Genomic DNA, 24,584 nt, shown 5'->3' on the forward strand with positions numbered 1-24,584 from the left:
AATAATAGCCTCATCTTTTGGATTGAGGCTTTTTTTTATGGATAGAACACCGAAAGACATGTTGATCGGTAGCGAGTTTAAAACTAATCACGGAATAGCTAAGTTGTTGCAATACAAATCTGCAACGGAAGTTATTGTTAAATTTATTGATTCTGGGATTGTTAGAACAACTTTCTCTCAATCTCTGCGTAAAGGCAGGGTTACTGATCCGAGTAATCCAAAAGGATTAGGGGTTAGAGTCCCAAATGATATTCAAGTCGGCAATATTTTTGATTCAAAGCGTTATGGAAAGTTTGAAATTTTAGAATATGTAAGCAGTGGAAGAATAAGGATTAAGTTTTTAAATACTGGATTCGAGACATTTGTAAAGGCTTATCATGTAAGAAATGGCAGCATTAAAGATCCATATGAAAAGATTGTTTGTGGCGTTGCTTGTATTGGCGTAATACCCAAAGGCGCAGCGTGGGATCATAAAAAAATAAAAGACACGCGAGCTTATAAGGCTTGGCAGAAGATGATAGAACGTTGCTATGACAAGGCAACGCAAAACAGGCAACCAACGTATAAAGGTGCGTTAGTGTGTAAAGAGTGGCTATGTTTTGAAAACTTCTTAAAGTGGTTTAACGAGACATACCCGAAAGACGGAAAACTATACTGCTTAGATAAGGATAGCGTTAAAATTGGAAATAAGTTTTATTCTCCTGATCATTGCATCTGGCTAACGCGAATAGAAAACTTAAATGAAATGAACGTTCGAGTTGGTAATAAACGAAAGAAACGAAATAAATAACAAAAAAGCCCGCAAGTGAACAGACTCGCGGGCTAATCGGCGCAATCCTTGCGCGTGTACCGTTAATAATCTGATGGACAATTAACAAAATGAATAATACACACAACACGAATTTTTTAAAAGCATTAATATTTATTACTGGCGCTGCTGTTGCTTATTATAGCGCAACGCTTACATATCAGTTTATGTCCAGCCTATCCCCTACCCTGGGAAAAATCGGCGTATTATTCGAATTTATTAAATTCTTTCTTCCGATGGTCGCTCTGTATGCGTTCAAGACAAACAAAAACATTCGAGGTTATGCGTTATCTTCAATAGGTTTAATGCTTGTCGCTATGAGCTTTACAGCGTCATTTATTGCCGTTGATGCTGGTTTTGATGAGAATCGTAAACAATCAGCCGAGTTTCTAGCGATTAATCAACAAATAGACCTGTTAACCGTCCAGGCTTATGAGATTCGAAGCCAGGCTAGATCCCTACCCTTTGACTACATCACCAAGCGATCACAACTAAACGACCAGGCTGTTAATATTGAAAACAATATATCTGAGTTAATTGGTGATCGGGCATCATTAAAAACTGACAGCATAGCTGACCTATACGGCGAATATATTGCGATTGCATCAGCCGTGATAATCGAACTGTTAACTGTATCGACAACGATTGCAATTAGCCTTTTATCGTCAAGCGTCCCTAACGTTACACCGCAGGACAATAAGAAACAGGGCGTTACACGTACCCCGTCCGCGCCAGGTTTGGCAACGGTTGAGGTGGTACGCGAGGCTGAACCAGTTAAACAACAAATTACATTCATGGCTAAACAGAACGTAGAACAGGAAATAAAAGAGGCCGTTATTGTAAAGGTAGTTAAGCCAAGTGTGCGAGGTGTCAGAGCCGCGTTTAACGGCATTAGCAACGGGCGCATTAGTGCGGTATTGTCAGAGTTAGGCGAGGCAGGGGTATTGGCTAGAAATGGGAACGGGTGGAAATATGCTTAATTATAGGGGTTACGATGGGTTATTTTATAGGACATAGAAAATTTGTATTTAGCCAAAAAGAAAAAGATGATTTTAGAGATATGCGAGATCAGCAATTTAGAGATCAGCGCGAAATATGGGACTTACAATTTATAACCGTGTGGCGATTGAAATCAGATAGGTTATGGACTGATAAGGCTATAGAGCAGTGGTTAGGCAAGCCAAAGAAAAAGGGAAAGTATAAAATATTCAATATTGGTGATGTTCGTATAATTGAGAAGAAGAAAGTATTTAAAGAGTGGTTAGAACCTAGATTAGCTAAAAAACTATCTAAAGATGAATATTTTGAAATTCACAAAATACCAACAGATTTACAGCGTAAAAGATTGCTTGTGGAACTGAAAGGTTAATTAGCATACTGAATTAAAATAAAACTATACTATGTCACGGTGACATAGTATATTAGACGCATCTACACAGACAGGCATTAAGCCGAGGCGAATAAGATGACAAATTTAGAGAAAGCACAAAATTTAATGAATCGTGCAATTAGCATGATGAAGATTAACCCAGCGTTTGCAGAGCGTCTTTTTGAATCAGCAAAGATGGAGTTGATTAAATGTAAATAAAGAGGGTTAAATGAAAATTACGATTGATGGTCGTGTTGTGACTAGAGAAGTTAAAGAGCCAACGCCCGAAGAAATTACGCTGGTTATGAATACGATCAAGGCCAAGTACGGGCTAGGGTGGTCTGGTGTTGCCTGTATATTCGGCATGAAGCCTAACGCTGGCTCTGCTATGAATATAAAGCACTGGTGCGCCGGACGGCGACAAATACCTTATATTCATTGGGTTACTGCAAAGTTAATCCTAGACGAGTATAAAATAGAAATATTAGAGGTTTAAAATGGAATTCGACATAGTTGTTAAAAATAAAGTTAAGCTAGAATTTGATGAGTTTTACACTGCCGAAAACTTATCAAAGGCAAAATCTAAAGCCGCTAGAAACGCAGATAATAAACATACTGTTATTTATATCCGCGAGGCAACGGCAAAGGGTGAATTGCTTTCAACCAGGATAGGCGGACAGTGGAACGATGAAGCGCAAAGCATCACTTGCCCTAAGTGTGACCGTAAGAGTTACAGCCAGGGCGATATAGATAATAAATTCTGCATAGTTTGCGGATACCATAGAGATCTTAAAAAATGAAAAAATTAATAGTAGTAGTAATAGCAGCGGTTGCGCTTTCAGGTTGCGCGAAAACTTTTAAATCAAATATAAGTGAAGTTACACCAGTAACAGGCATAAGCTCTATTTGTATTGAAGATAATATTAGAGTTGAAATACCGTTAGGCACTTGGATTAAGATAGCAGCTAACGACAACGGCTACTCTATTGATAGAGAAGATTGTGAAGCTGTTGTTACCTACACCGCGCTTCGTTATTTTGATTTTCACGCGCCACTGGCAGAGGCAAGGGTTACGGTTAAAGCTAATGGGGTTGTTAAAGGTAGTTTATATTTCCAACAGCCAGCTAACATGTTTACAGGTGATAAATACATGACACCATCAATTAAGATTTTAACGCCTATGCTGAATGAATTATTTGAACATTAAATTGAAAAGCCCAATGCTGAGAACATCGGGCTTAAATCAATAAATCATAATCATCTATAAAATAGAAGATTATGATTGCGACAATATCACCTACATTGTTTTATAACAAGAATAAATTTAAGCATTAAAAATAATTTTACAATTTATTTCGTTACGGGTTTTTTTGTTCTAAACGAAATACTTTTTTAATAATAGTTAATTTAAAATAATCAATAAATCAATAAATCAATAAATCAAACTGAGAAAATAAAAATGAAAAAAACAATATTAGCACTATCAATCGTTCTTGCGTCATCATCAGTATTTGCAAAGCCTGATACTAGAAATCAATCTTCACAAGTTAAAGAAGTTTCACAAGTTGAAGAAAAAGCGGAATCAGCAGAAAGAGAAATATACCTAACTGTTTCTAACATTGAGATCGAAGACTCAGTAGAATATTTAACGTTTGGTGTCGGTGGTCAATCAATCGAAAAGAACGCGCTATATACTCAGATAGGCGGCCAGTTTTCGACTCTATCTGATGCGCCAAGCGGTATTTCAGAAAAGATTATCAACCTAGAAACTAAGATAGGTTATTCTTTCAATGGTGAGGATGTTGCGTTCATTCCTTATGTTGGCGCGTCTGTTGGTGTTCTTATGTATGAAATAGAAAGTCGTAATTCAACTGTTTCTGACACTGAATTTTTAACACGTTTATTTGTTGGTGCTGAATTTCGAGTTGCTGACACTGTAGGTATTTACTTCAATACTGGCGTTGTAACAGTGTTCGATACAAACCTAGACTTTTCTGAAATTGGCTTAAAAGTTTCATTCTAATTGCATTGCTGCAAAGATCGTGAAGTTGTAAGAGTTCGAAGAACATGGATACAACGCTGGTCATACTGTTCAATATGGAAATGCGTTAATTGTAACGAACTAACAAAGATTAAGATTAAATAAATTAAGCCCGCATTTAAGCGGGCTTTTTGTTATGTGGACCTCAAGCCCACTGTGAAATAGGCCGTATATCCCTCAACAGAATCGACATTCCCGCAAAGAATGGTCCCTTTATTTGTGCCAAAATGCGGCTGAGTCGTACCTTCTAGATTTATTAATACAAATGATTCTGTAGCCTCTCGCATAATAAATACGTCTATAGGATAGGTTGATTCCCACGTAACCGTAGCGCCAGCAGCGAGCGAATCATTGCGTTGTAACAAAAAGATTATATCCCGCAATCCTGACAGTTTAAAAATCGTGTTACGAACCATGTCTTCGTTTGTTACAGTGATAACATTCGAACCTGTGAAGATACTTAAACCTAATTGCTTAACGTATTTGGTGCTGCCTGTTTCTATTGGTATCCCGCACGTATCAGAATAGGACGGATCATGTTGTACGCTGTCGCCGCTATAAACAAACCAGGGGATACTAAATTCAGGAATTATAACGCCATCTAAATGCGCTGTAATTTCCTGATTATCGGAATCAATAAACAATACCCAATCATGATAAACAGTAAAGTCCCAATCCTTAATAACCTCAATGTCACCGCCGTCTGATAGATCTCGCTTTAACACTAATCTAACTTCGTTTGCGTTTGCAGTGGCGAATGTTTCAACATGTAAGCCGTGATATTCTGGTTGATCGTAGATAGTCCAATCATCGTTAACAGCAAGCAAACCGCCCCCTGTGCCATTATTAGTGATTAATGTACCTGATGCCTCATTAATGGGCGCGTTGATAATGTTGCTGCTGTTCTCGGTTAGGCTGAAATTCTTGATTGAGCCGACAAAGTGACTCGCTAGCGTCCAGGGCAAACCTGATCCGTTAGGTTGTGCGCTTGCGTGGCCTATAGAGTTCATGCCAGCGAATGAACCGCTAATATTGCTGTTAGAATCAGCGTCAAATACGATTGTTGACGTGTCTAAATCAGTAACAACTAAATGACCTGGGGCAGAATCGCCTAGATCTGGTTGGGTATATACAACGTTATAATTCCCCATTGCCAGGTTACATGAGAAAGTAGACGTCCCGCCGCCAAAATATCCGCCCTGGTTCATAACGAAAAATTGATATAACTGGCCGCTGCCCTCATCCACTGGAAAGAACCCCATAAACGAATCACGGTTAGATCTGTTTGATGCCCAAATAGGTTGCGGGTCGCCTATTGATGGATCGGCCATCATGTAACAGTCAAATGACAACTCGAATAAACCACTATTAGTTAAGTCAAATTCATATTGAATTGTTTGGTCTACGCCGTTCCAGTTGAGATATTGAATATTAGGCGCAACGCCCCAATCAGCGCGATAACTCATAGAGGTACTGCCATGCGTTTGACCATTCGGCAACGCTGCGTTTCCATACCTGAATGTAGAATTTAAAGCGCCGCCGAATTCTAATATGTCACTAATATCTGATTCAGAAACAGGCGTAACAATTGACGGGTTTAACAGAGTGTTGTTATCAATCATTTCAAACGCTGAACCTAAAGCCCCATCATTATCTATGTGATATATTGTTGATCCGTCATTTGTGATAACCCAATCATTTACATCATAGTTAGGGGCTTGTAGAACAATCGAAAGGCCAGTGTTTTGATGATCTTCGATTAGTGTATTCGTTCCCTCATTCATAGACCAATGAAGTTGCCCCATATACAATTCGATCATAGTCCCAGTAAATGACTGTCTTAATGTTTTCCATTCTGCGGTATTTTGAATTGTCCAGTTACCCGCATAGTTACCAGTTGATACGCAAGTGTTGCCTGTTCCCTCGTCTATAAGTAAAACTTGATTATTAGGTGTATGAACTGTGCCTGTGTGGTTAACGTCCCATATAAAACCTTGAAAACGGCTTGTACCAGTGAATCCGTTTGCAAAACCGACCTGATCAATACGCATATCTAAACCCGTATTACTACCAGTTGTAGAATATACAGCGCCATTAATTACCATTTCGTATAAACCTGACGGCTTTCTATTTAGTTGCCACTGAATTTCTTTATCAAAATTTATGCCTGTTGGATCAATTGACCAATGCGCTCTATTATCTGATTGTCTAAAACCAATTTGAAATTCTAAATTAGCTCCGTTCATTCTAAAGCTAATATGAGTACCGTCATCATTGCCGCTTGAATCTGAATTACCAAGAAATGAACGCCAGCTTGTATCTACTAACATTTTCTCAGTCTTCCACTGAATATAAGAGTCAGCATTATTTCCGCGCCAATTCCAATCGCCGCCTGAAACTTTTAATAGATGGTTATCAACACCATTAAAATAGTGCTTAATAGCGCCCTGAATCGTGCTTACCGTTTCAACTCTGAAAGGTGCGTTAGGTATTGTTTTAGCGTCTGGGTGATCAATGTATTTACCTAACATTGTTCTAGTCGATAAAACTAATAACTGTGCGTCATTTCGTTCAAAGTGTAATGTTATCTGATCACCATTGAATTCAGGAATTGCAGACCATGTAACCACTTCACCATTGATAGCCATTGAAACTGAGTTGTCAGCATTTAATCTGATTAGATTTAATCCGTTCGAACTATCTAAAATGTATTGCTCTGTGTTTACGGTCCAATCTGAAACGGTTATTTCAATAAAGCCTGAAAACACGTCAGGCAACGGGAATATAAAATTTCCGTATGTGTTAGACGTTCCGAAGTTATAACGAACAGGCTCGAACCGTCCGTTACCTATGTATCCATGATCTATTAGAGCCGCTGAACCCGAGCTGGTTAACTCTCGCACTTCGATTGGTTCAGATCTTAATTTGTGTTGTGATTTTAAGGCCATATCTACGCTCCTTGTAATTGCATAATAGTGAATTCAGAAGTGACGGGATCTTTGATCATGTAAATTCTGCGAATGCCGCCTACATTATTTTCGTTAACAATTACGTTAGGGCCAGCCATACCGGTAATGGTTATTTGCGTATCTTCCAGTAGGTCTATTTCGAATATCGAACAGTCTGTTGATAATTCTGCGGTTGCAAGATCAATGGTCACATCAGCAAGGCCAATGATTCCCGTAATTGCGTTGTGGTGAAAACCCAATTCGTTTAGGTCGTAATGGCGGTTGTCCTCATATGCGCTCAACTGAGCTAAAATGTGCTTCGATTTACGATTTACACCGCCGCCGCTTCCCGACTGAATTGACCACGTTGACTCTGAATTGGAGGCAGCGTTTACCCAGTTGCTTTCATAAGAACTTGTAACACCATCCACACGTAATGCAGCGTCACCCCAATTAAGGCCATCAGGACTAGGTTTGATTAATACGCGCACATCATGAAAGTTATTATCAATTGTCATGGTTGCAGCTAGCGTTGAATTTGAAACGCTCCAACCGTAGTTAGTCCCGTCATTGCCGCCCCAAATCAACATACGGCCTTTAGATCCTGCGCGTAGCCAATTTGACTCATCGTAATTCTGTATAATCCATTCTTGAGGAGTATCAACGCCGTTATCTATTTCGTTTAATGTATCTGAAAATATATTAGGGTTTAGATCCCATGATCTAACAGTTGAGGTAGGGGTTTCTTTAATGTTTAGATTGATAATCGCTATCGGTGAACCAGATCTATTGCCAGAACTTGAAATACCGCCTAACAGTCTATTAATGTTTAACGATCCGCTTGATGGTACGCCCATGTTTACACCGCCAGAAAAAGCGCCGTTGTTTTTACTCATACGGGCAAACATATTCCCGCCAACATCGTATATCTCTATTTTATATCTGGTGTTAGCGGTGTTTCTTGAGGCTATAGCATTTGAACCGCTGCCATCTAACCTGATAGACATTTGATTATTTGGATTATTCGATACAAAAATACCGTCACCGTTACCGGCTTCACCTAAAAAGAATGTGCTATTAGTTACGCTAGAAGAAATGCCAGCAGCATCGAATTCAACGTAACCACCTGCTACAACTTCAATATCAGCACCTTGTAATGCCATGTAAGTACCTGTTACACCTGATCCAACGCTAGGTGCAAAATAAGCAAGCGGGGCGCGGGGATCGTCTGCGTCACCCCATCCCCAAGTCCAAGCGCAAGATCCTGTTATTGAGTCACCTTCTGATTGGTCACATTTATTAACCATGACAATCTCACCGCCAAAATTAAAAATCTTGCTGATAAACTGTGCGTCTATTGGTTGCTGGAATTGTGGGTTTTCGCTGGCTGACGTATCGTTTAGATATAAGCATGAAGCGCCTGTTACATCAGGATTTCCAGATTTAGCATTGAGGTATTCGATTAGTGTGAAGTCACCTGTCCAGCCAAGCGGTAATAAATGATCGTTTACGCTAACCCCTGCGCGGTCGTTTATATATGAGTTATAACCCACAATATCAACGCCAGTGGCGCGAAAGCGCCTCTGTGTTGTTGATTGAATAGTCATTGATTATCCTTAGATCAGAGGTATTACGATGAAATTTCCTGATGTTGTTCCCTGGACTTGGCGATCAACTACGATTTCAAAATATGGGGATGAAACAGTGGTTTGATGTTCATCACCAATAGAAACTGATCTGTCACCTACGATTGTTACAGTCACGAAATTAGGATTGAATACGATTACGCGAGTGCCTACTGATTCAAGCAACAGGGTAGGCAACAGCATTGTGTGTGAACCTGTACTGGTAAGCCTGAACAGGCCGTTATATTCGAGGTGTATGTTTGTTATTTGCGTATCAACTGAGTGAACAGGAATGTCTGTGCAGCGTTCCTGGTAAACTAAAACCTGGTCTAACGACAAACCAGTAGCACTGATAGCTTGTTTTATAACTCGCTGTATTGTTGTTTTTATTGCGCTTAAAATTGCCATGTGATTTCCTTATAGTGAAACCGCAACGCAAGCAATTCGAGTCGCGCCAGTTGATCCCGTAACAACTAAAATCAAGTTTCGTTTTTTACCAATTGATAGCTCGTAATCTGCCGCGCTAGATACAACCGCTAGATCGTCAACGATTGCCGACACTGGCTCTGTTACGCCGCCGATTGTTAATGATTGTGATAGCGTGATAGTTGCACCTGAAAATTCACCGCCCAGGCTTAAACGCTCGCGGCCTTGTGGTGATACTTCGATAATTTCGTATGTGCCGTTTGCTGTGATAATTAATTCGCGTAAGTTAGCCATGTTGATTCCTTGAATTTCAGGTATAAAAAAGCCCCCAATTAAGGAGGCCGATATTTTGTGTTGTAAAAGTGTGTCCCTGGGAAAGCTTTTACAGAGTATTATTCTGATTTGCGATACCTACAGGTATTTGCTCAGTGTGAGTAAACGTCTTAACACTGTTACCGTTAAGATCATCACGTACACTTTCGTTATCCACAATTGGAATAGTCTGGTTGTCACCCCAACCTGAACCGTTCCAAAGTCGTGCAATTGTAGTTTCACCTTTTAGACTTGGATTGTTAACAACGTGGTCTAGTGTCGCAAGAATCTGAGATGCGTTATTTGTGGTGTCTACTTTAAACTGCCAGTATGTTTGATTGACAACACCAAAATCAGCATGATTTAAGTAGTATGATTTACCTATCTCATATGAAAATGCAGCACTAGTTGCAACCTCTGTTGGTGTTGCTGCTGTTGTTGCCCAAGCCAACTCTGAACCATGATATTGAACATACAACAAACCATCTTTCTCAACTAAGTGAGGAAGCGCTTTAACTGCTGGACTGTTGTTATCAGGCGCATTTAAATCAAGCGGGTTATGTGTCGGTAACGTTCTATTGCCAATTAGTATACCACTTGTTGTTAATTCTCCTGTATGTGTAAGTGTTGCACGCTTATTTACAGAAAGTGGTGGAGTTTGGCTACTGGTAAGTACCTTATTAATAAGTGACGGTGCTAACCTATTACCATAACCAATTAGGTTTATCTGTGTACCGACTACATCACCCAACTGCCCCTCAACTTTTCGATTAGTATCAGACTCCGTGAAGTTTGATAGGTTAGAGTAATGAAGCAATCTAACTCGTCCTGTTGGTGTTGCATTGGTATACCCGTTAGCAGTCGAATTAAACGAAAAACTACTACTCCATGGCTTCTCACTCCAAGTAACACCGTTATCATCAGTATCTACCAATCTGTTGCTGTTAGGAGAAGAATCTGAAACCTTACGATTCATAAACCAATCTTTAGTAGAACCATCTGGAATCTGTGGTTGCCACATTCCGACAACACCATCAGGGAACGTAGCCGCAATGCGAACAGGATCACCGATAATATCTACCCAAGGTAATGAGTCGTAAGAGGCCGAAAGATAATCGCCAAATACAACATCAACATTATTAAAGATAGGTGGATTTCCTACGTAGGTAGTATTGAAGCCAACATTAATACCACCAGAACCAGATACTGTTACACCTGTTATGGCGTATGCAGAACCGTTAATAATCATGTAGCCATGCGCTTCATCAGGAGTTAGATTATTTGTTGCAGTTATCCAATCGAAGTTACCAGTTAGACTGGCTTTTCCAATAGGAATAAACCCAGATGTTCCGCTTGAAAGTGTGGTTACTGATTTACCAGTATTTCTAGTAAACGGAACTTTCCCTAATCCCCGTGTCGTACCACCAACCGCTGAACGTGTAGCATCTTCTAACAAACGATTGTAATCAAGTTTATTGGCGTTCAAGCGTAAATCTTCAACTTGACCTGCGTAGATAGCATCATAGAAATCATATTGATCAGAGCGTCCATCACCAGCAGAAGCGCCAATATAACCAGATGTTGAACTTGCAGCCGTTTCTGTAGGTATTCCAGTAGGTAAAATCTTGAATGCGTTAGGGGTTGAGTACTCACCAGCACCAGCAAACTTATCCTGATACCAGAATTCAGAATTACTTAATGTAGGAGAACCATCTCTCCACTTTCTACATCCACCTTGATTATAAACAGGGTGATAAGCACCTTGATTAAGTCTCTGAACCAGTGCGATAGGTAAAGCGTAACCTGTAGATTCACCAATAGAATCATTATAAGACTTAGGGTAAACGTGCATCGAACCTTTATCTTCTGTCTTCCAAGTTCCATAATCGGATGCAGCAAAACAGTTAGTATTATCATACTCGATAGAAGTATCTAATTTACCTTGCGGCAATACTTTATGTGAACCATCAAACGCAAGTCTTGCACCGTCACTAGTTCCGTTATCACGAACTTTTAGCCAATCATCACCTAAACCCTCAATCGTTCTAACACGATAATTTTCCATGTAGAAACTATCAGTACTTTCATCGTAATGAATATTATTCTTTTCGTTCTTTGACCAAGTTAGTTTCTGAGTATCAGACATACCAACCCAATCAGCAACACGGCCAACGGTTAAAATATCCCATTCACCGAACGCTGAATACCCCTGACCAACAAAGTTAGTAACTGGTACAAGTGGAACGCCATCATGTGAAGTACCGCCAAATTGGACGTTACCGAACGGACAAACAAAGGTTGTAATCTTCTCGCGCCACGTTTCCAAGAATACTAAATCTTTACGTGATGTAATAACGTTGTGACCGTTACCCATGTAATCAGCGTATTCATAGAATGCTTTCTGTGATGGTTGTAGACTTGAGATCTTATGTGCTGTTGTACCTACGATTGTTCCGTCTGTACTAGATGTAACGTAATGCCACGGTTGCGTGAATCCGATAAATGATCCATCTGTCACGGGCAAATCTGCCGCCCATTCTGATCCACCTGTAAACCCGATTAATTCACCGTTTGATTGTGCTTCTTCTGATTGCAATAATTGCCATTCGTTGCCGCTAGGGAAGTTAACTAGAGTACCGTCTACTTCTTGCCAAATACGGATATTAGAGATTTCAAACGTTTGGTTGTCGTTTGCTGAGAAATAAAATCTATTATCAGTGCCAAAGTCATTCATACCATTAAACGTTATAGAGAATGTAGTGCCTACGTTAGCAGTACCGAATTGGATAGAACCATCACCTGAACCTTGACGATATACTATTAACTCTGCATTTGTACCACTGAACGAATCAACATAGAATTCAATTGTTATTAGTACATTTATATCAAGTGCTCTTGTACTTAATCCTGCTTGAATACCAGATGTTGCATTTGTTACTGTTAACGTATTACCAGAAATACTCCCTTGTGCGCTCCTAGTCCAATCAGTTGCAAACGTATCAGATAACACTGCTGAATCTTCACTTGCTTCTAACACCGTCCCACTAAACGCGCCCGCTGGACTGTATTCAATACTTCCATAGAAACGTGAGTTAGTAGGGTCTGTGTTATCTGTTAAAGATATGTCCCATATTTTACCATTGTGTACCGCTGAACTATTCCATGTATAACCAAATCTACTAACGAAACCATTAACAGGTATTTTACCAGTAAATGTATATTCAACACCTGTCTGTAATGGGTTATGAAGTGGTGTTACTGTAAGTTCAGTAATACCCCTAACAGATACAATACCTGTATTAGAATAAGATAGTGATGTTTGCACTGGGTCTGAACCTGTTAGTCTTCCCTCAATAATGTACGATGACGTACTAGTGAATGAATCAATTCTTGCTTTAACAGAAAACGAATTATCTGTTGATGGTGTCCATGTTGGTATAGTTACACCGCAAGTATTATTAATACCATAAGCAGGAGTATAAAACGGTGCTGTGTCTTTATCGTAAAGCGTATCAGTGGCTACTAACGTTGTAGGCTGAGTAGGTTGATTAATTACTAACGGGTAATGTCTAGAGTTAGCATGGTTTGTTAAGTCTGTTAGGCGTACGTTTGTTATAGAACCGTTCATATGGTTATCAGGGTTTGCAAAAATATCGCCAACAGCACCAACAGCAAAATTATTAAGTTCTGTTACTGGTACAGCACTAGTTAAAGTAGTAACTAATACACCATTAATATAACAACTAGCTGTAACCCCTCTTGCCTCTATTTTAAATACATTCGTTTCACCTGCGGGAATGTTATACCCTGCAATAATCTCATTGACTGAGCCATACCCAAACCAAGCACTACCGTCTGGTCGAATGCCAGCATACAGTCTACCCAAAGCTGAACTGTTTAACTGACCAGATAATTGATTAGCAGAAACTATGTCAGTAACAAAAGTAAATTCGTAATCAAAATCACCTGATACAGTAAAAGGCGGTACAGTGATTACATCAGCACTAGGAGTGAAACTAGGCGTCCAATCTTCTGAACCATAACCTACACCGTCATGTAAAACTAATTCATCAGGTGTGCCAGTTGGATCAGTAAGTGAAACAGAACCGTATACGCGATTAAGATCTGGTGCGTCTGGATATTCGATACCAAAACCAAAGATTGCACCGTCCCAACGTATAGCAGGGCTAGCACCATGACCATATCCACCTAAAGCAAAATTACTAATCGAACCATTAAGAGCACTTAAGTCTACGTTTACTTCTGTAACAGTCTGTTGATTGCATGTACCTGTAACAGTGTAGTTTGCACCTACATTCTTTGTAATATTAATACCAAAAAAGTAAATACGTCCTGTAATAGCCGTATTAAAATCAAAAATAGTATTGCCTATAACGAACTGTAAAGTGTTAGCGCCTGTAGATGGGTGTGATGCAAAATAGAAATCATTACTACCTGTTTCCTGATGCCCAAAAGCATAGACTGAACTAACATCATCAAGTCTAACAATCATACTAATGTTCATGTTGTCTGCTAACGGGAATTCAGGAATAGTAATATAACCTGTTCCATCATAATCAGGCATGTAACCATCACGTAACGCTGTATGATTGTAATCACGTAATACTGATGTATCTAACGTTTCACCTGTTACACCATGTTCTAACGACTTGTACCAACGGCTAGGTATCGGGAGCGTATCATCTTGAAGTTGTATGTCGTATATTTCACCCTGAACTCTCTCGTTATTTAATGAGTATCTAACGCCGATATGTTCTATTGATGTTGCAACAGAAGAAATTGCTTCCATGTGATATTCAACACCTGTTACTGGTGTGAACGATCCACTTAATACTGTTGTTCCGTTAATCTTTAGTTCTGAGAAACCAACGAAATTATAAACACCACTTGTAAGATAGATAAACGCTCTTGGTGCTTCTGCATCAATAATATATTGATTATCAAGTGCAGTATGTTTAACTTTCAAACTTACCTTTGAACCAACGGCCATGTTGTAAGTTGGAATCTCTGCATAAGTAGAACCGTCATAGTCTACTGTTAGCGCGTCGTAAAATTCGCCAACGCCCGCTTTATCTGTGTACTTATGAACTGCACCTGTATCTGAAAGTGTTTTTGTACCGTCTGGTGCATCAGGGAATTGTACTAGGTTAAATATATCTTCATTTCCAGTAGCCACGTTTTCTATGTGATGCTCGATACCATCAACAATAGCAATAGGCTCATGAGTTCTTGAATCCCCACTTACTGAATTTTGTCCTCGACCTATTCTTAATGCGTTGTTATATGTTGCAGATTCAAGTGTCCATATTCCTTGATTTACTTTTTCAAATGCAGTGGCACTAGCATGTTTACCCCACTCCGCCATACCTGAACCAGCATATTCGCGCTTGCGTAATTCTCTACGCGCTTCAAAGTCTGCGGTCATAGGAAATACTGGTTTGATTTCTTCTGCTGTTAGGCGTTCTTCAATCGCGTCTTGATCTGCTTTCTGTTCTTCTAATGCTGCTTGTACGGTTACGGCTTCAATGTCTGCGTATGGCGTTACTACAACCTCTGAGGCTGTTACGATTTCCCATGTTGTACTGTTTGCTGCTGTATTAACTTTTAAATACTTATTAGCGTTGCCAGCGTATGATTCAACATCCTGTAAACCAGTTAAGAAACTAACAAGCTGTAAACCCTCCACCACAACAACCTGTGTCGATGTTTCAACTGTACCCATGTTTGAGTCAAGCGGGTGTATAAAATCAACTACAATTTCAGTGCTCATATTAATAGCCTCGCTTTGCTTTTCTGGCTTTATCAATTGCCATGTTTACTGACATATCACTCATCACTACAACAGATTTAGGAACAGCAACACGGCTAACATCATTTTGGCCTGTCCAAGAACCTGACATAAATGTTATTACTTGCTCTGTGTCTTCGTCAGTTTCTTGTGTCCGTAGCTGAATATCATAAACGCCTGACTGAACTCCTAACGCTTCTGAAATACTTGGTTTAATATCCCACTGGAAAATACCGTTTGCTGCGTCTGTCTTCTCTAGAACTGGCTCATAGATAACTGTCGCTGATTGGGCGGTTAACCTGATTTGCATTAACAAATCGAAGTTGGTTATATCAACAGGTGTATAAACGTCTGTCTGCTCGTCATAATCCAAAATTGTAAATTGGATCTTGTATGCGTCACCGCGATAATGTGAAAAATTTAACGTGCCTCGTTGGATAGCCATTTAAACTCCTTGTTGAATTTCAGGCATAAAAAAAGCCGCTAATTTAGCGGCCTGGTTTGTTTTTTTATTTACTAACTTAATACGGATGTTTCTGGGATTAGATCAACTTTTACTGGTGATGCAGAGCAACCCGTACCAGTAAAGTAACTATCCACTTGCCCTACCTGTATCTGATACGACTCAATAGTGTTAGCTGCCAATTGAAAGCTAGGCAACTGAAACCCAAGTGTTCCACTAGTGCCAGATCCAGCAGGGGTTGCAACGTAGGACATTTGCATACCATCTCGAACTCTTACTATTCTAATTCTTGATATATTACCAGGAGGGGAGCCAGACACACTTTTCATGTTAATTGAGTTCGATAAGAAAATGTTTCTATTCTTTATTGATGGACTCACAACATTAAATGTTAATACTACGAACCAGGCACCAGTTGGAATATCGAATATAGAGGATGTGGTATATGTCCTAGCACTAACAACATCACCATCAATACGATCTGCTTGTACTGTGCCTTTAAAAATATATGTATTAGCAGCAGGATTAAAATCTAAAACTGTATCAGTGCCAGCTTGATTATACATTCTCAAGCGTCCGTCATAACCCCATTGAACCCGATTGTAACCACCATCTTGAACTTGCATAAACGGAGCCGTTGAACCTGCATTACTACCGCCGTTGAATCTAACGAAATTACTAACTGATGTATTTCTTCCTATCGTGAGATCACCTGTTATCGTTCCATATGTAGCGTTAATTTCACCTGTTATATAAGCGTTACTCGCATACAATCTACCAAGTTGATCTACTCTAAATGGTGCTGATGCTGCATTAACATGACCTGCATATATACGGTCTGCGCTAACGCCATCCAATGTAACGCTAGCATTACCTGAACCAGCAACGATAGTAGTTGCTGAACTTATTTCATTACCAGTTATTGTATTAGCGTATATTTGGTCTGCTGTAATTGTTCCTACTGCGATCTTTTCTGCCGTTACTGATAAAGCATCTAACTCGTCTGTTTTAATCGCCCCTGCTTCTATCTGGTCAGCGGTTATGGTATTCGCTGCAATATGATCTGCTGTTACTGTTCCATCTACTAATAGATCCCCGTTTATTACAACTTCGTATCTGTTCCAGTTTGCTAAATCAGTTGGTGTGCCACCTGTGAAACGAACTGATATAGGTAATTCTGTTACATGGTTATCACCAAAAATAGTAACAGCATCATCAGGTGATGGTGTTCTGTTCGTTGTCGCGTTGATACATGCTTGTAGCATTTCCTGTGAGCCAGTCCCAACAGCAGGGAAATTAGGATTCCAAACGTTAGGGTAATCTGAAACTGTAAATTGACCAGCACCACGATTACCATCATCACCACCCACACCGCCTAAGCTTTTAGTGAATGATTGACGTTTAACAAAACTAAACGGTGCGCCTGTAAGTGTTAAACCACTAACAGTAAAATCAATCGTTGCACCTAGAACAGAAGTACCAGCAACAAACCCAGAAGCATTGCCATAGGTAACAAACAAACCTGTTAACGTTGGCGTACCTGCTGTGATACTTGTTGCATTAGCAGAAACCGTATAAGTACCCACGTCTGTACCATTGCCGTATTGTAATTCAGTAACACCGTCAAACGCTCTAACGGTTGTTCCTGAACCATTGTAAACGTCAACGGGAACTACACCGCCTGAATCAGCAGGGACACTATGAGCATCATTACTTAATGCAGCAACTAAAGAGTTTTCACCATTACCTCCTGCAATGCCTGTGCTAATAGCAATAGCATTAAACGTTGTTCCTGTATGCTGGAAACCAACACCGAAAGCGAAAGCAAAATCTTGCTCTGATGGCGGAATTGCTGTAGTTAAAAACTCATCACCATTTCTACGATATGAAATATTATTACCGATACGGGCAACAGCAAACACATCTGTATTATCTGCCGAACCATAACCAGAACCAATCTGTGTACCATTTTCATATACACGAATTACATCTGAACCGCCTCGCTGGATGGCGTAATCAAATTGTGGTAAAGGTGTTCCGCCTGTAATTAATCGTCTTGCACCGAATACTGATATATCATTAGGATTGTGAATAAATCGACCTGAGAAACTAAATTCAGAACCATAATATTCTACAGCTACAGCACCAGAATCGTATACACCATTAACGCCGCCTGTAGACGTTACAGAGTTAGTGCCGATTGATGTATTCGCAATATTTTCTAGCGTGAAAGCGCCCGCGCCATTCCCGCCATCTTGTAAGCGTAGAATAGTAATAGTGTCAGTAAATGTGCCGTGTGTGTTAGTTGTCATAGTTGCTGTTACTGCAACTGATGATTCAGCGCCAAACTGTGTAGAGCTTAAAGTAAAATCATCACCAACAACGGGCGCACCTATAACGTCAGGAATTACAGTCCATGTAACAGGTCTGTCGATATTCTGTTTAAGTGCGTTAAATACAATTTCTGTTGGCTCAATTAGATTACTATCTGAATCATACTTAAACGCTTGAGCATCAGATTGAATATTCATTGTTACAGCAGCAGCAGCAGGGTTATATAAAACTGTTTCTTCTGGTGCGTAGTTTATATTGTCACGACCGAAAAAATCGTAATGACCCATTGTTACATATCGAAGATCATTATCTGGCGTTCCGTCTGGAAAATACCAAACATGTAACGTTTCATTACCAAGTAATGTTGCTAACGTTGCATCGCTAGGGATAAAATTAGGCGTTGTTGATATGTGAACTTCTGTTCCTCTGAAATCACTCTCAATATTTGGCGCGAACTCAAACCAAATAGCGCCAATCTTACCGTATATATCTACACCGCCAGGTGCAAAGCATTGATCATTAGTTACCTGTAAGTTTGCAGCGCCAAGCTGTGACCGTGTACCGTCTTTAGAAACTATGTAAACGTGCGCCCTGATCTTACGGTTTAAATTATTATCAACATTTGTCGGGTAAGTGTAATTAAATTCATTTGTTGCGGCCTGGAATATAGCGGGGGTGCTTACGTCATCACCTTGAAAAATATTTAATTCGTAGTGACTAAAAAAATCCCTGACCGTTGGGTTAGTTGGGTTGTTTGGGTTGGTTGGGTCTGGAACTGCAACAGCAGAATCTAACATATCATCCCACGACCATTTAAAATCTTGAGTGGTCGTGTCACATTTCAAACCTGTAACGGGCGGTAGCGTTGCAGACTGTGATACCTCTTGATCTTCTAATACTGTCCAGTTAGACGTGCCATTTACCGCCGACACTGTGCGAACTCTGAAATCGTATACATCAGGGTACAATCTTGGAAAGTCCCAGAATAACTTATCTGTGCGGCCTAATGGTGTCCAGGCTGATGAGGCATCGCTTTTGTATTGAACATCAAAAACAGAATCACTGGCGTAAAATGTGCGCGACCAGGTAAGCGTTGCGCTTGCCGTATCTGTTAGAATATGCTGTGTAAATACCAGGTTAGTCGGCGGTGATACTACAGGCTGTATCGGTAAAGGCTGACCGCCTCCGCCTCCGTTTTTTATGCCGGTGTATACGCTGTCAGAATATTCAATACAGTTAATTGTAGCTATATTTAGCTGGTCATCAGATATGCTGCTTTTAATAGAAGTTACGCGAAACTCTTTTTTATTCCAGCCTATATTATTCTCTGTGATGGTTATAACATCATAAATTCTTACAGGGTATTCCATCAAATCAATATCAATTTCTACCTGCTTTTGAAATTCGTTAGCGCGTAGAATACGGTTAGCTAAAAATTTCATAGGCGAATCTGAATCGTTTCTGTTATTACCGTTGTACCTGGTAAATGGCATTGATAAAGTTTGTGCGTTTATAAATCCATTTTGTATAACAAGCGGATCATTTATAACATTTTCAGGGATCGTGAATGTATCCTGTGCATCATGTAGCAGCGTATTTTTAAACTCTACCTCTACGCAGTTATAATAATTTGATGAGTTCTGTTCTGTTATTTTAACGCCGCCAGAATTTAGAATATTGTTTTCATCAAAGTCAAATGATGGCATTGCCACATCTTGAAATCTTAATACAATAGAACCATTTTCAATAAATAGCGCCAGGTCTGCACATTTGCACATATTGTCTAACGCTGTAGCGAAATCGCTAGAGCTATCAACAACAGCATCAATGTAAAGTTTGTTAGCATCACAATAGTTTGCCGCTGCAATTATTGAGTTGTAATCAATATAATCAGAAGATAATCCCATCCCGAAATACGGGTCTACCATATAATCCAAAATAGCCAGGGCGGGATTTCTTCCGCACTCTCTCGCGGTTACTGGTACGCTAGGATCGCTGTGTATATACTCTTTTTCACCTGTAGAATGATAACGTGGATCATAAACAGGTAAGCCCTCGACAAGTAGCGAGACAGAGAAACTGTCAGATAAAATTCTAATTCCCTCGTCATCAACAATTCTCTCTGACTTAATAGCTACGCAGCAAACTCTATCGCCTCTCATTAATGCCGACCATTCGCCATCGCCGTAATCAATAGCTAACTGCATTGGTATGCCAGTGTCTAAGCCAGATCTAATCTGAACTTCACATTGCTTTTCGAAACCATTTATTAAATTGTTACCTGAAAATCGTAGCTGATTGTTGCCACCTGTAGGTGTTTCTCTATATCTTGATTGAAACCCTAACACTGCTACATCATCAATATAAACCTGTAGAATATTAGTTACACCAACACCGCAAGCGAATACATTTAATAGCTGTGATGAATCATTATTCTGAACGTTTGAATAAACAGGTAATCCACCTGTACGAACCATGCCGTAACAAGGCTGGCGACTGCCTGATGTGCCAGATTTACCAATCTGTGCGCCGTTATCCTCGTTATCTGTTTCAATCTGTGATGCTGTGTATAACGAAACACCGACAGATAAAATTGATATTAATAATGCTACTTCAACGCCTGTCATCTGATCACCTTTCTATAGCATTTAGCTTTAAATAATGCGTGTGTGTTTACGATGCAAAATATGTCGTTGTGCATTGAAAACGATTTATTACCCAGGCAAATTGCCACCGAAACATCATCTATAATCACATCGCCATACTGTGCAAACTCAACGGGTATTTGATCGTATTTAAAAGAGTGATTAACGAATTCAAGGATTGAATAAACGCCATATTCTTTTTTAGCTACGCGCGCGCCGCCCTTGGTGGTTGTGTAACGGCCTGATAATGTTTCGTACATTTCAGGCTCATGTATTTCTAAAAACGCCAGGTTGCAATCTAACTGGCCGTAATCAACAGGTTTACCAAGATACTTTCTTAATATCCTGGTCATCCTTACCTTGTCTATGTTTTCCATGTTTCTTCCTGGGCTGTTGACGCAACATAAGTAAAAAACTTGTCGCCGTTGTGCCTGGCTTCATGGCTTGATTGTGAGGTGCGGCAAAGGTCGGGGGTTTTTGTTAATGACTGAAAAACGCTTTCAGTTGCAACGGCAATAGTTAGCGATCCGTTCGAGTGGTCTATCTCGCTGTTAGGCGTATCGCAAAAACCTCGATGGACATAACCTGCTGTGCCATCTGGTATGATGTTTGTCCCTGGCGTTATCTCGCCAATTCTTAAATCAATCGGGGATTTTAAGAATGAACCGTTATCAATCTCGCGGCGAAAACTCGGATTTATACCGCTTAGTGTTATTGTCGTTCCGATACTTGAGAGATCAGCCGATTCTGACAGGTCGTCTATCTCCAAAAGATCCCCTACGGCCATGTATTCGTTGCCCTCGTATATGACGTTAAACGCGGCTGTGGTTATCTGGTAAACAAAACCGATAGGATTACCGCCTGAATCTGTCTTGCGTAAATCAAGGTCTAATAAAAGTACAAAACTCATGCTAAATGCTCCACCCATTCCATAGAACTTTCTAACTGGAAACCGTTTTCAGTAAGTGAATAAGACTGTGAATCATCAGTGAATTTTGCAGTTATAACGGGGTTAACAGCTTCAATTGTTGAGTTTGATAATTGCGCTTGTCTTAAAGCGGGGTAAATTTTCATAGTCCCGCCGCCAATAACGTTTTCAAGTACCGTATATATTTTTGTATCATTTAAAAACGTAATCATTGAACCCGCGTACAACGTGCCAACGAAAACGGATAATGCGATCTCATTTGAACCTATACCGTTAGCTAACTGCATTGTTGGATTTCTTATTATTTCTGATTTAAACATCAAAGGTAAATCAATCTGAAACTCGTTAAAACGTCCCTGGATGTTTACCAGGAAACCGCGCCAGGCTTTTTGCGCCTGTACGCTTTTACCTATGTTTATATCCATTGAACCCTCTAAACGATGAAGCCCGCGCGAACGGGATTTTATTTTCATGTTTAAAGATTCGGTTACAAAGTTAGGTATATTTTCTGTTAACTCGACATTTGAAATTACTATTTCACTAGGTAGGGTTATTATCATTTTCGCTGCCTCGGTCGTTCACGTTCTACCTTTTTAGTAGCCGCGTAAATTGTTTCTCTCTGCTTCACCAGTTGAGCGTTAAACCATTTCTCATCTGTTACGTTACCCGTGATATTTACGGGCGCGCTGATGCTTGTAGAGCCGCCGCCTGTGTAGCCGTCCTGCTTTTGCATCTTGAGATAATCGGTTAGGTCTTCGTTCGCTTTAGGCTGTACGACACGCTCGCCCGCGCTTAATAGGAATGATTGGTTATCACCAGACATAGGAACAGAATCAGTGCCGCCGTGAAACTGGCCGAAGTTAACTGTCTTAATCTCTGCAATGGTTGCCGCTGTTTCTAATGTTGCAAAACCAATGGCGGGCAAGTTATACGGGAAAGGGGCGGATGCTACCGCTGTGCTGATTGCGGCGGGTGCGTTTAATAACGCTTCTGCTAACACTAGGTTTTTCTTAGCGTTAAATTGAACACCGAAAGCCGCGCCGATTTGATCAATATTGCCTAGTGCGGTATTAACTTCTGCATCGCCTGAGATCTTGTCTAACAGTTCTTTTTGTTGACGGTATTTATCTTCGATTGATTTTTTAGCGGCTTCGTATTCTTCCGTTTTCTGTAATTTCTCGCTGGTTGAATTGGCTAGTGCTTCAAGCTCAAATTCACGCATCAGCTCTAACCGCTCATAAATATCTTCTTCACTTGCCAGGGCAACTGTTTGCTCGTTAGATAATGCCACTGCTGCCAGGTCTGCTTTCGCCTGGTTAAATACCGCTTGATCTGCCAGGTATTGATCACGTTCCGCCGCTATGATTTTATTTTCAGCTTCTATCTGTTCGGGGGTGATGAATAGAACTGAGAAATCGGTTGACGATGTTGGTGTTGTTGAGGCTGGTTTTTTCTTTGTATCAGATCCTTTATCGTTAGAATCTGTTAATGGATTATTCTTTTTATTGTAAGAAGCCTGTAAATCTTCATAGGCTTTCTTTGCAATATCTAGTTCGTTCTTCCAATCAGCAAGCTCATCACCACGAAATGATTTAAACAAATTATCTAGAACGCCATCACTACCACTTTCAACACGCGAAATATTTTCTTCTAATGTTTTTATTTCATCATTTAGATCTGCCAGTTCTGAAAGGTCGGCTTGCTTAGTTCCCTCTTGCAGTGAAGCCCAAAAAAACGCGGCGTTCTCAGTGGCAGTTATAAAACTATCGCTAATACCAGCTAATGCGGTAGCTAGTGTATTTGTAATGTTGTTAGCTAATATACTTGATGAAGTAGACATTAAATTTAACTGTTTGATCGTGTCATCTTCAAGCGTTGTAGCAAGCGCATCAAACCTACCAGTTAAGGTGTTTAGCTCTGTCCCGTTATCACGTAGCAACGGTATTAGGTATCGTGATTCGCTAGCCATGCCCTCTAATGCAAAATTCATATCGCCAGCGGATTTCCCCGCCGCTTGCATCTGGTTTACCATCGCTTGCAATACATCTGGCGCGGATAAGTCTTTAAACGATCTAGCCGCTTCCTCTGCCTGTTCTTTGGTTAAGCCCATAACATCTGCAAAATCTTGGAAACCACCGCCGCCAGTAGCGAGGAAATCAGCAATTTTCTCATCAGTATCACCAAGTATCGAACCTAGTTGCTCTGTGCTAATACCAACAGTTTGAGCGGCGAACGCCATTGATTGAAACTTTGATGCTGATATTCCAGCCGCGTACGCTGACCGCTCTATTTCTATACTTGCGCTAGCCATTTCACTAACGAAACTAGAAACGCCACTGATTGAAAAACCGATAGCTATTGCAGAACTAATGGCGCTTGTTGCTTTATTTACGCTTTTACTTAGATTTTTATAGCTACGCTCCATGCCTTTAAGCTGTTTATCTGTCTGGTCTTGAGCTTTCTTTAATGCCTGGACGTATTGCGCGGTTGACGCATTAAGCGCAACGTTTACGCTTGATAATTGTTGAGCCATTGCGCCCCCATTAAGCGATTAGTTTTTTTAATTGACGGATAACGTAATAATCAGGATCGTCTAAATCACCCTCTATCTGAATTTCTTCTTTGATAGCGGTAATAAATGTTTTCAGGTTTGATTCACGCAGTTTATCTGGCATGTTTATTGTGGAATTTAAAATTTTACGGGCTTTACTAACTCTCTCGTCTTCTAAAAAATCAGGTACGCCAGGCTGTAAATATGGGAATAATTCCGTTGCTGGCTGGCCTTTTTTATAGACCTGGTGTGTTAACAGTGAGGCAATCAAACCTAACTGATTTGCTTGCCTGTCATCAGTCCAGGGATTCCAGGCATTTAATGC

General features: G+C 40.1%; 20 protein-coding genes. 8 read left to right on the forward strand and 12 right to left on the reverse strand.

Annotation, left to right across the window (positions count from 1 at the left end):
• The first annotated feature begins 37 nt into the window (after nt 1-37).
• From PE36_RS23790 to PE36_RS16005, 8 genes are all read left to right on the forward strand, one after another.
• Nucleotides 38-790 carry a hypothetical protein gene (locus tag PE36_RS23790; RefSeq protein WP_052298098.1) on the forward strand — a complete coding sequence of 251 codons (753 nt, stop codon included), beginning with the start codon at nt 38-40 and terminating at the stop codon, nt 788-790.
• An 89-nt stretch (nt 791-879) separates the two neighbouring features.
• Nucleotides 880-1,788, forward strand: coding sequence for a hypothetical protein (locus tag PE36_RS15980; protein WP_006033081.1), 909 nt, complete (start codon nt 880-882; stop codon nt 1,786-1,788).
• A 14-nt stretch (nt 1,789-1,802) separates the two neighbouring features.
• Nucleotides 1,803-2,177 (forward strand): hypothetical protein, encoded by a 375-nt coding sequence (locus tag PE36_RS15985; protein ID WP_006033082.1) that lies wholly within the window; start codon nt 1,803-1,805, stop codon nt 2,175-2,177.
• A 96-nt stretch (nt 2,178-2,273) separates the two neighbouring features.
• Complete coding sequence (locus PE36_RS24875) at nt 2,274-2,396, forward strand: hypothetical protein (protein WP_006033083.1); 123 nt, start codon at nt 2,274-2,276, stop codon at nt 2,394-2,396.
• A gap of 10 nt (nt 2,397-2,406) precedes the next feature.
• Entirely contained in the window at nt 2,407-2,673 is a 267-nt protein-coding gene (locus PE36_RS15990) for a hypothetical protein (RefSeq protein WP_006033084.1), read from the forward strand.
• Between the two features lies 1 nt (nt 2,674).
• Nucleotides 2,675-2,977: a hypothetical protein gene (locus PE36_RS15995; RefSeq protein ID WP_006033085.1), complete on the forward strand. Its 303-nt coding sequence runs from the start codon at nt 2,675-2,677 to the stop codon at nt 2,975-2,977.
• Nucleotides 2,974-3,384, forward strand: coding sequence for a hypothetical protein (locus PE36_RS16000; protein WP_006033086.1), 411 nt, complete (start codon nt 2,974-2,976; stop codon nt 3,382-3,384). The genes PE36_RS15995 and PE36_RS16000 overlap by 4 nt, the downstream gene beginning before the upstream one ends.
• A gap of 252 nt (nt 3,385-3,636) precedes the next feature.
• Complete coding sequence (locus PE36_RS16005; protein ID WP_006033087.1) at nt 3,637-4,200, forward strand: outer membrane beta-barrel protein; 564 nt, start codon at nt 3,637-3,639, stop codon at nt 4,198-4,200.
• Nucleotides 4,201-4,352: 152 nt separating this feature from the next.
• Here PE36_RS16005 and PE36_RS16010 read toward each other — a convergent pair whose 3' ends face one another.
• From PE36_RS16010 to PE36_RS16065, 12 genes are all read right to left on the reverse strand, one after another.
• The gene (locus tag PE36_RS16010) at nt 4,353-7,166 is read right to left on the reverse strand and encodes a hypothetical protein (RefSeq protein ID WP_006033088.1); all 2,814 of its coding nucleotides are present in this window, start codon (nt 7,164-7,166) and stop codon (nt 4,353-4,355) included.
• A gap of 2 nt (nt 7,167-7,168) precedes the next feature.
• Nucleotides 7,169-8,773 carry a hypothetical protein gene (locus PE36_RS16015; RefSeq protein WP_006033089.1) on the reverse strand — a complete coding sequence of 535 codons (1,605 nt, stop codon included), beginning with the start codon at nt 8,771-8,773 and terminating at the stop codon, nt 7,169-7,171.
• A 9-nt stretch (nt 8,774-8,782) separates the two neighbouring features.
• The gene (locus tag PE36_RS16020) at nt 8,783-9,199 is read right to left on the reverse strand and encodes a hypothetical protein (protein WP_006033090.1); all 417 of its coding nucleotides are present in this window, start codon (nt 9,197-9,199) and stop codon (nt 8,783-8,785) included.
• A gap of 9 nt (nt 9,200-9,208) precedes the next feature.
• Nucleotides 9,209-9,511, reverse strand: a complete 303-nt coding sequence (locus PE36_RS16025; protein ID WP_006033091.1) for a hypothetical protein — start codon at nt 9,509-9,511, stop codon at nt 9,209-9,211.
• An 88-nt stretch (nt 9,512-9,599) separates the two neighbouring features.
• A complete protein-coding gene (locus PE36_RS16030; RefSeq protein ID WP_006033092.1) occupies nt 9,600-15,320 on the reverse strand; it encodes a hypothetical protein in 5,721 nt (1,906 codons plus the stop codon).
• Nucleotide 15,321: 1 nt separating this feature from the next.
• Nucleotides 15,322-15,783 carry a hypothetical protein gene (locus PE36_RS16035; protein ID WP_006033093.1) on the reverse strand — a complete coding sequence of 154 codons (462 nt, stop codon included), beginning with the start codon at nt 15,781-15,783 and terminating at the stop codon, nt 15,322-15,324.
• Nucleotides 15,784-15,854: 71 nt separating this feature from the next.
• Nucleotides 15,855-20,762, reverse strand: coding sequence for a hypothetical protein (locus PE36_RS23795; protein WP_006033094.1), 4,908 nt, complete (start codon nt 20,760-20,762; stop codon nt 15,855-15,857).
• Complete coding sequence (locus PE36_RS16045) at nt 20,759-21,157, reverse strand: hypothetical protein (RefSeq protein WP_006033095.1); 399 nt, start codon at nt 21,155-21,157, stop codon at nt 20,759-20,761. Before PE36_RS16045 ends, PE36_RS23795 begins: the two co-directional genes overlap by 4 nt.
• Nucleotides 21,145-21,690 carry a hypothetical protein gene (locus PE36_RS16050; RefSeq protein ID WP_006033096.1) on the reverse strand — a complete coding sequence of 182 codons (546 nt, stop codon included), beginning with the start codon at nt 21,688-21,690 and terminating at the stop codon, nt 21,145-21,147. The genes PE36_RS16045 and PE36_RS16050 overlap by 13 nt, the downstream gene beginning before the upstream one ends.
• Nucleotides 21,687-22,268, reverse strand: a complete 582-nt coding sequence (locus tag PE36_RS16055) for a hypothetical protein (protein ID WP_006033097.1) — start codon at nt 22,266-22,268, stop codon at nt 21,687-21,689. The genes PE36_RS16050 and PE36_RS16055 overlap by 4 nt, the downstream gene beginning before the upstream one ends.
• Nucleotides 22,265-24,241, reverse strand: a complete 1,977-nt coding sequence (locus tag PE36_RS16060) for a hypothetical protein (protein WP_006033098.1) — start codon at nt 24,239-24,241, stop codon at nt 22,265-22,267. The genes PE36_RS16055 and PE36_RS16060 overlap by 4 nt, the downstream gene beginning before the upstream one ends.
• A 10-nt stretch (nt 24,242-24,251) precedes the next feature.
• Nucleotides 24,252-24,584: hypothetical protein (locus PE36_RS16065; RefSeq protein ID WP_006033099.1), on the reverse strand; the 333-nt coding region annotated here is incomplete at its 5' end.

Source organism: Moritella sp. PE36 (assembly GCF_000170855.1).
Lineage (GTDB): Bacteria > Pseudomonadota > Gammaproteobacteria > Enterobacterales > Moritellaceae > Moritella.

Excerpts from the sequence above, each read along its gene's own strand:
- PE36_RS23790 (WP_052298098.1), top strand. The coding sequence starts at position 38 with ATGGATAGAACACCGAAAGACATGTTGATCGGTAGCGAGTTTAAAACT.
- PE36_RS15980 (WP_006033081.1), top strand. The coding sequence starts at position 880 with ATGAATAATACACACAACACGAATTTTTTAAAAGCATTAATATTTATT.
- PE36_RS15985 (WP_006033082.1), top strand. The coding sequence starts at position 1,803 with ATGGGTTATTTTATAGGACATAGAAAATTTGTATTTAGCCAAAAAGAA.
- PE36_RS24875 (WP_006033083.1), top strand. The coding sequence starts at position 2,274 with ATGACAAATTTAGAGAAAGCACAAAATTTAATGAATCGTGCAATTAGC.
- PE36_RS15990 (WP_006033084.1), top strand. The coding sequence starts at position 2,407 with ATGAAAATTACGATTGATGGTCGTGTTGTGACTAGAGAAGTTAAAGAG.
- PE36_RS15995 (WP_006033085.1), top strand. The coding sequence starts at position 2,675 with ATGGAATTCGACATAGTTGTTAAAAATAAAGTTAAGCTAGAATTTGAT.
- PE36_RS16000 (WP_006033086.1), top strand. The coding sequence starts at position 2,974 with ATGAAAAAATTAATAGTAGTAGTAATAGCAGCGGTTGCGCTTTCAGGT.
- PE36_RS16005 (WP_006033087.1), top strand. The coding sequence starts at position 3,637 with ATGAAAAAAACAATATTAGCACTATCAATCGTTCTTGCGTCATCATCA.
- PE36_RS16010 (WP_006033088.1), bottom strand. The coding sequence starts at position 7,166 with ATGGCCTTAAAATCACAACACAAATTAAGATCTGAACCAATCGAAGTG.
- PE36_RS16015 (WP_006033089.1), bottom strand. The coding sequence starts at position 8,773 with ATGACTATTCAATCAACAACACAGAGGCGCTTTCGCGCCACTGGCGTT.
- PE36_RS16020 (WP_006033090.1), bottom strand. The coding sequence starts at position 9,199 with ATGGCAATTTTAAGCGCAATAAAAACAACAATACAGCGAGTTATAAAA.
- PE36_RS16025 (WP_006033091.1), bottom strand. The coding sequence starts at position 9,511 with ATGGCTAACTTACGCGAATTAATTATCACAGCAAACGGCACATACGAA.
- PE36_RS16030 (WP_006033092.1), bottom strand. The coding sequence starts at position 15,320 with ATGAGCACTGAAATTGTAGTTGATTTTATACACCCGCTTGACTCAAAC.
- PE36_RS16035 (WP_006033093.1), bottom strand. The coding sequence starts at position 15,783 with ATGGCTATCCAACGAGGCACGTTAAATTTTTCACATTATCGCGGTGAC.
- PE36_RS23795 (WP_006033094.1), bottom strand. The coding sequence starts at position 20,762 with ATGACAGGCGTTGAAGTAGCATTATTAATATCAATTTTATCTGTCGGT.
- PE36_RS16045 (WP_006033095.1), bottom strand. The coding sequence starts at position 21,157 with ATGGAAAACATAGACAAGGTAAGGATGACCAGGATATTAAGAAAGTAT.
- PE36_RS16050 (WP_006033096.1), bottom strand. The coding sequence starts at position 21,690 with ATGAGTTTTGTACTTTTATTAGACCTTGATTTACGCAAGACAGATTCA.
- PE36_RS16055 (WP_006033097.1), bottom strand. The coding sequence starts at position 22,268 with ATGATAATAACCCTACCTAGTGAAATAGTAATTTCAAATGTCGAGTTA.
- PE36_RS16060 (WP_006033098.1), bottom strand. The coding sequence starts at position 24,241 with ATGGCTCAACAATTATCAAGCGTAAACGTTGCGCTTAATGCGTCAACC.